This window comes from Aggregatilinea sp. (genome assembly GCF_036822615.1).
In the GTDB taxonomy this organism is placed as follows: Bacteria; Chloroflexota; Anaerolineae; order Aggregatilineales; family Aggregatilineaceae; genus Aggregatilinea.
On record NZ_DAISHJ010000070.1, the window covers coordinates 18,335 to 24,659 of the forward strand.

General features: G+C 65.7%; 6 protein-coding genes. All 6 read left to right on the top strand.

Annotated features, from left to right (window positions below; genetic code table 11):
• The first annotated feature begins 49 nt into the window (after positions 1-49).
• The 6 genes from V7116_RS17150 to V7116_RS17175 all read left to right on the top strand — a co-directional run bounded on the left by V7116_RS17150 (position 50) and on the right by V7116_RS17175 (position 6,120).
• Complete coding sequence (locus V7116_RS17150; protein ID WP_324393181.1) at positions 50-1,879, top strand: alkaline phosphatase; 1,830 nt, start codon at positions 50-52, stop codon at positions 1,877-1,879.
• A 237-nt stretch (positions 1,880-2,116) separates the two neighbouring features.
• Entirely contained in the window at positions 2,117-2,857 is a 741-nt protein-coding gene (locus V7116_RS17155) for a hypothetical protein (RefSeq protein WP_324393182.1), read from the top strand.
• Positions 2,854-3,570, top strand: coding sequence for an ABC transporter ATP-binding protein (locus V7116_RS17160; protein WP_324393183.1), 717 nt, complete (start codon positions 2,854-2,856; stop codon positions 3,568-3,570). Before V7116_RS17155 ends, V7116_RS17160 begins: the two co-directional genes overlap by 4 nt.
• Positions 3,567-4,886: an ABC transporter permease gene (locus tag V7116_RS17165; protein ID WP_324393184.1), complete on the top strand. Its 1,320-nt coding sequence runs from the start codon at positions 3,567-3,569 to the stop codon at positions 4,884-4,886. The genes V7116_RS17160 and V7116_RS17165 overlap by 4 nt, the downstream gene beginning before the upstream one ends.
• A gap of 68 nt (positions 4,887-4,954) precedes the next feature.
• The gene (locus V7116_RS17170) at positions 4,955-5,419 is read left to right on the top strand and encodes a TlpA family protein disulfide reductase (protein ID WP_324393185.1); all 465 of its coding nucleotides are present in this window, start codon (positions 4,955-4,957) and stop codon (positions 5,417-5,419) included.
• A gap of 260 nt (positions 5,420-5,679) precedes the next feature.
• Positions 5,680-6,120 carry a hypothetical protein gene (locus V7116_RS17175; RefSeq protein WP_324393186.1) on the top strand — a complete coding sequence of 147 codons (441 nt, stop codon included), beginning with the start codon at positions 5,680-5,682 and terminating at the stop codon, positions 6,118-6,120.
• Positions 6,121-6,325 lie beyond the last annotated feature (205 nt).

The following is a 6,325-nucleotide window of genomic DNA, read 5'->3' on the forward strand; positions in this document are numbered from 1 at the left end:
AAATGGCCTTTGGTATGCCCTATCCCATACCTCTCAAGGAGATACAGCCATGCGTTTGTTTCGATTGTTAACGCTCCTGCTCGTCCTCACACTGGCCTTACCGCTCGCTGCGCCGCTCGGCGCGCACCCCGTCGCGGCGCAGGACGCGCCCGAAGTCGTGATCCTGCCGATCAACCAGGCGCAGTTCCTGCCGGGCGTTTATTTCGATCTGCGGATCGAAGTGCACGCCGAGGCGCTGCCGGAAGACTTCGCCGTGACGATCAACGACGAGGACGCAGCGGCGTTCTTCGGTGCGGACGCGGTGGAAGAAACCTGGAACGCAGGGGCGGACGACAGCCCCGCGCCGGTCGTCGCGTGGACGTGGCGCGACGTGATGTTCAGCGAGCCGGGCGCAGTCACGGTGGCAGTGGTGGCCGGTGGCGAAACCACCAGCGTAACCTACACCGTGCGTGAAGCGATCACCGACGGCACGGCGAAAAACGTGATCCTGTTCATCGCGGACGGCGGCAATACGGCGCTGTACACCGCGACGCGTCTGGTATCGCGCGGGATGGAGCAGGGCACGTACAACGGCAGCCTGAGCTTCGACAATTTCGAGGAAATCGGCCTGCTGCACACCTCCGGCGTGGACTCGATCATCACCGACAGCGCCAACAGCATCAGCGCGTACAACACCGGCCACAAGTCGTCCGTGAACGCGAACGGCGTGTATGCCGACTCGTCGCCCGACAAGCTGGACGACCCGCGCGTGGAAAAGTTCGCGTACGTGGCGAAGCGCGTGCGCGGTATGTCGGTCGGCATCGTGACCACCTCCGACTTCACCGACGCGACGCCCAACGGCGTGTGGGGCTATGGCCGTGACCGCAGTGGCGCGAGCCGCGCCGCGTATGCCGCGCAGATCCTCGACGACGGGCTGGTGCCCGAAGTGCTGCTGGGCGGCGGGGCAAGCTATTTGCTGCCGCAGTCGGCGGAAGGCTCGCGCCGCCAGGACGACCGCGACCTGTTCACCGAATACGAAGACGCCGGGTACACCATCGTGACGACGGCAACCGAACTGGACGCGGCGCTGGCCGACGGCACGCCCGATCACCTGGCCGGGTTCTTCACGCCGAGCGACATGAGCGTGTGGCTGGACCGCAACGTCTACACCGACAACCTGGGCCAGTTCACCGATCAGCCGGGGCTGGTCGATATGACGATGGCGGCGCTGGACGTGCTGAACCAGAACCCCAACGGGTTCTACCTGGAAGTGGAAGCGGCCAGCGTGGACAAGGCCGAGCACCCCATGGACTGGGACCGCGCCATCGCCGACGCGATCGAGTTCGACCGCGCCATCGCCGCGACGGTGGAATGGGTCCAGGCCAACGCGCCCGACACGCTGATCATCGTCACCTCCGACCACGGCCACGGCTATGACGTGTACGGCACGGTGGACGTGGAAGCGTTCAACGCCGCGAGCGACGACGCAGGCCGCCGCGAGGCGATCGGTGTCTACCAGAACGCCGGATTCCCGACCTACGTGGACGAAAACGGCGACTTCTTCCCGGACAGCTGGGACGTCTCCGTGACGCTGGCGCAGGGCAAGGTCGATCACCCCGATTTCACCGAAGACTTCCAGGTCAGCCCGGTGTACCGCGCGCCCGCGATCTGCGACGACCAGGGCGTATGCGTGGACAACCCCACTGACGACGAAAACGGCATCACCATGAGCGGCAATCTACCCGCGGGCGAGAGCACGAGCGTGCACACGCTGCAGGACGTGCCCGTCTACGCGACCGGCCCCGGCGCGGCGTACTTCGGCCACGTGCTCGATAACACCGACGTGTTCTTCGGCATGGCCGCGGCGCTGGGCCTGGACCCGATGACCGCCGCCGAATAAGTCCGAGCTTCCTTGACCACAGGCGCGCACCGGCTGCGGATGGGCGGGTGCGCGCCGTCCCGTGAAGGAAGCTCGTGAGCGAAAAGCAGTCGTTAGTTTTTAGTTGGAAGTTCTTAGTCAAGGGCAAGAGCCAAGAGCAAAGGCGGACCTCACCCCCAGCCCCAATCCGATCAAAGTGGAGAGGGGCGACAAGCAGAGGGACGTGGGGCTGAGATACCTCAGTAGAGGAGCGGACGAGTGAGAAAACGGTTGAGTTGGATCGCGGTCCCGATCATAGGGGCGGGCCTGCTGGCGGGGTGCGGCAGCAGTAACAGCGGCATCCAGCGCGTGACGCCGCTGCCGCCGGTGGTGGCTCAGAGCGCCTCTGCGACACCCACGGTCGAGGCGGTCACGGAGGAGGCGATCGCAGCGGGTATGCCCACGGTGACGGCATCGCCCTCACCCACGATCACCGCGACGCCGGACATGGCCGGGGATGCCACCGGAGCGACGCCCACGCCGCTGAGCGTGGAACTGGACGAAGGCGAAGCGCGCCGCATCGCCGCCGCGACGGATACCGCGTACCAGCCGACGGCGCAGGCCCCGGTGCAGTTCGAGTCGTTCCCCGTAGCGATGACGTTCGACGAGTTTTACGAGAAGTACGACATGCGGCGCGGCTGGATTCTGTCGGACAAGCTGGTGTCGCTGGACGGGCGGGAAGTGGTGATGGAAGGCTACATCGCGCCGCCGCTGAAGCCCAAGCTCGACTTTTTCGTGCTGACGCAGATCCCGCTGGCGATGTGCCCGTTTTGCAGCACCGACGCCGACTGGCCGGACAGGATCGCGCTGGTGTATCTGCCGGAAGCGACCCTGTTCAACAACCGCTACCCGGTGCGGATCACGGGGCGGATGGAGGTCGGGTCGTCGGTCGATGCGTCGTCGGGCATGGTCAGCCTGGTGCGCCTGTACGCGGACGAAATCGAGGTGTTGGACGGATGAACGTGACGTTTGCGGACCTGCGGCACGTCTATAAAAGCCCCGCGGGCGAAGCGCGCACCGTGCTCGACATCGCGCGGTGGGAGGTGGATGGCGGGCAGCAAATCCTGCTGCGCGGCGTGAGCGGCAGCGGCAAAACGACGCTGTTCAACATCGCCGCCGGGCTGCTCGCGCCGACCGAGGGCACGGTGACCTATGACGGGCAGAAGCTGTACGCGCTGGCCCCCGGCGAGCGCGACCGGTTCCGCGCGCGGCACACCGGCTACATCTTCCAGACGCATTATCTACTCGCGCCGCTGACCGCGCTGGAAAACGTGGTGATGCCGATGGCGTTCGCGCGCAAATATCCGGCGGGCCAGTGGAAACGCGACGCGCGCGACCTGCTGGGGCGCGTCGGGCTGGCCGAGTACGCCCATTACCGCCCGGCGCAAATGAGCACGGGGCAGCGGCTGCGGGTCGCCGTGGCGCGCGCGCTGGCGAACAGGCCGGACGTGCTGCTGGCCGACGAGCCGACTGCTGCGCTGGACGCCGGGGCCGCGCAGACCGTGATGGATCTGGTGCAGGCGATCTGCCGGGAAAACGGCGCGTCGCTGATCGTCGCCAGCCACGATCCCGCGCTGGCGGCGCGCTTCCCGCTGGCGGTCGATCTGGAACACGGACGGCTGATCGCGCAGGCCGCCGAGCCGCTGTACGCCGCATCCGAGGTGATGGCATGATTTACGACATGGCGGTGGCGTGGCGCAACCTGCACGCCCGCCCGATTCAGACGGCGATCCCCGCGCTGGTGATCGCGCTGGCACTGGCGCTCTCGCTGGCGGTGGCGATGCTCTCCGACGGCGCGAAAGAAGGCATCATTCAGGCCAGCGATCCGTTCGGCGTGATGGTGATCGGGGCGAAGGGCAGCAGCCAACAGCTCGTGCTGAGCAGCATCCTGCTGCAAGACGACCCGATCGGGAACATCCCCTACACGATCTACGACGACCTGGAACACGACGAACGCGTGCAGCTCGCCGTGCCGCTGGCGTTCGGGGATAACGTGGCGGGCGCGCGGCTGATCGGGACCAATCACGATTTCTTCGAGCTGCGCACGTCGCGCAGCGCGCCGCCCGCGTTCCAACTGGCGGACGGGCGGCTGTTCGCCGTGGTCGAGGATCACGAGCACGAAGAAGACGCCGAGCACGACGCTGAAGAACACGAAGAAGGCGACGAGCATCACGACGAGGGGCTGTTCGAGGCGGTGCTGGGCGCGACTGCCGCGAAAGACCTGGGGCTGAAGGTCGGGGATCAGTTCGAGACGACGCACGGCTTCGGGGAAGGCATCGCAACCGACCACCACCACGAGCCGTATACCGTGGTAGGCATCCTCAAGCCATCCGGCACGGCCTACGATGGCGCGGCGTTCACGCAGATCGAGAGCGTGTGGCACGTGCACGAGGTCGATCCCAACGATTCGCTGGCCCCGTACATGGGCGAACGGCTGGGCGCGTCGGATCAGGTGACGGCGGTGCTGGTGCTGCCTGCCAGCTTCGCCGGGCAGAACCAGATCTACCAGGAATTTTATACCGGCACGGAGGCGCAGGCGGCCTTCCCCGGTACGGAACTGACCGACCTGTTCGAGCTGATCGATCAGGCGCAGGAGATCCTGGGACTGATCGGGTACATGGTGCTGGGTATCGCGGCGCTGACGGTGTTCCTGTCGATGTACAACGCGACGGTCGCGCGGGAACACGCGATCGCGGTCATGCGCGGGTTGGGCAGCAGCCCGGCGCACGTGGTGCGGATCGTGCTGTTCGAGACGCTGTTCGTCACGCTGTTGGGGGCCATCCTGGGGCGTGTGATCGGGTATGGCGCGGCGCAGGTCGTCGCGGATGCGTATTCGGCGCGGTCGGCCATTCCGGTCCCGCTGCGCCTGCTGCCGGAGTGGGAGGCGCTGTTGTGGGCGCTGCCGCTGGGCGTCGGCGCGCTGGCGGGATTGGTCCCGGCGGCGCTGGCTTACCGGGTGAACGTGGTCGAAAAACTGTTTCCGTCATGAGGATGAGGTGGATCTATGGTGTTCTCAGTATCAGTTTCATATGGATCGTTCTGGCCGCTTGCGACGCTGTGGCGCAGGAGTATGTCGCGCCAGCGCCGCCAGCAACGGATGACGCGGATTCGCTCGACGCGGCGTGGATCGCGCCGGACTTCACGCTCGACACGCTGAACGGCGATCCTATCACGCTGAGCGCGCTGCGCGGCGGATGGGTGATCGTGAACTTCTGGGCGACGTGGTGCGCTCCGTGTGAAGCGGAGATCCCTGTGCTGCAAGCGCTCGCAGACGCGGGCGACGTGATCGTGCTGGGGATCAACCTGCGCGAGCCGCGCGACGACGTGGCCGCATACGCCGCCGGGCACGATATGCGCTACGCCGTACTGATCGATCCCGACGATGCCACACTGACAGCCTATCAGGTGATCGCGCTGCCGCAAACGCTGGTGATCGACCCGGCGGGCGTGGTGGTGTGGCGGTCGTTCGGGCCGCTGGATGCGGCGACGTTCCCGGCGGATCTCGCGGCGATCGCGGGATAACCGCGCGAGGGGGCGTCTCAACGCGCCAGCCATGCAGCCGGTTTGGGCAAGGAGTACAAACGCAAATAATAAAAAAAGGATTGAGCGCCGGAACGCCGCCGGGTAAAATATCCTCTTTCACAATGCATCCCGGTGCATCGACGCCCACCGGCACCCGCCGGTGACGCGATCCGGGTCTTCAACGCTCAATCGTTCGGTTCTGGGGGCAGCAAGCTGCGGGGATTGATACCCCCTCGGATCAGCACAGAAAGAGGTCGATCATGCTAGTCGATATGCTTGCCTCCTACATCGGCGTTTCACCCGTCGAAGTCGAGCGCCTGCTTGCCCTCCCGGCCACGTCGATTTACCGGGACAGAAGCTACCAGAGCCTCATCGCCCAGTTGGATGCCGAAGCACTACACGGGTCCGCAGAACAGGCGCACCAGATCTACGACGCCGGCGTGCCCGCCATCAAGCAAAAATACGGCTTGATGGACACCATCATGGGCGGCCACACGCTGAGCAACTGGACGCTGGGCTTTTTGATGTATCCCGAACGGCTTCAGGATATGCTGGCCCGCCACGCGGCGGTTCCCACCGACACCATCGCGGCGGCGCTACCCGAACTGTTTCTGCTGCTGGACGCCCTGCCCCAGGGCCGGGAAGAGTGGCAGCGCGCGCTGGCGGTCTTCACCCTGCCGCTGCTGGCGCGGGACATGTAAGCCCGGCGGCTGGAGCGACTTATAGTCCCATCTCCTGGTCCTTCCTCATGTAACACATGGTGCGCGGGGACCCCGGACAAACAAAAACAGGGCGGGTTTGATGCCGTTTAACAAAATAATCCGGTCGTCACCGCAACCTCACCCCCGGCTCCTCTCCAATCAAGTTGGAGAGGGGAGACAGGCAGCGCCCAACGGGGTTTTGTAG

What these genes read in the sequence shown, in the direction of transcription:
- V7116_RS17150 (WP_324393181.1), top strand. Translation starts at nt 50, where the DNA reads ATGCGTTTGTTTCGATTGTTAACGCTCCTGCTCGTCCTCACACTGGCC.
- V7116_RS17160 (WP_324393183.1), top strand. Translation starts at nt 2,854, where the DNA reads ATGAACGTGACGTTTGCGGACCTGCGGCACGTCTATAAAAGCCCCGCG.
- V7116_RS17165 (WP_324393184.1), top strand. Translation starts at nt 3,567, where the DNA reads ATGATTTACGACATGGCGGTGGCGTGGCGCAACCTGCACGCCCGCCCG.
- V7116_RS17175 (WP_324393186.1), top strand. Translation starts at nt 5,680, where the DNA reads ATGCTAGTCGATATGCTTGCCTCCTACATCGGCGTTTCACCCGTCGAA.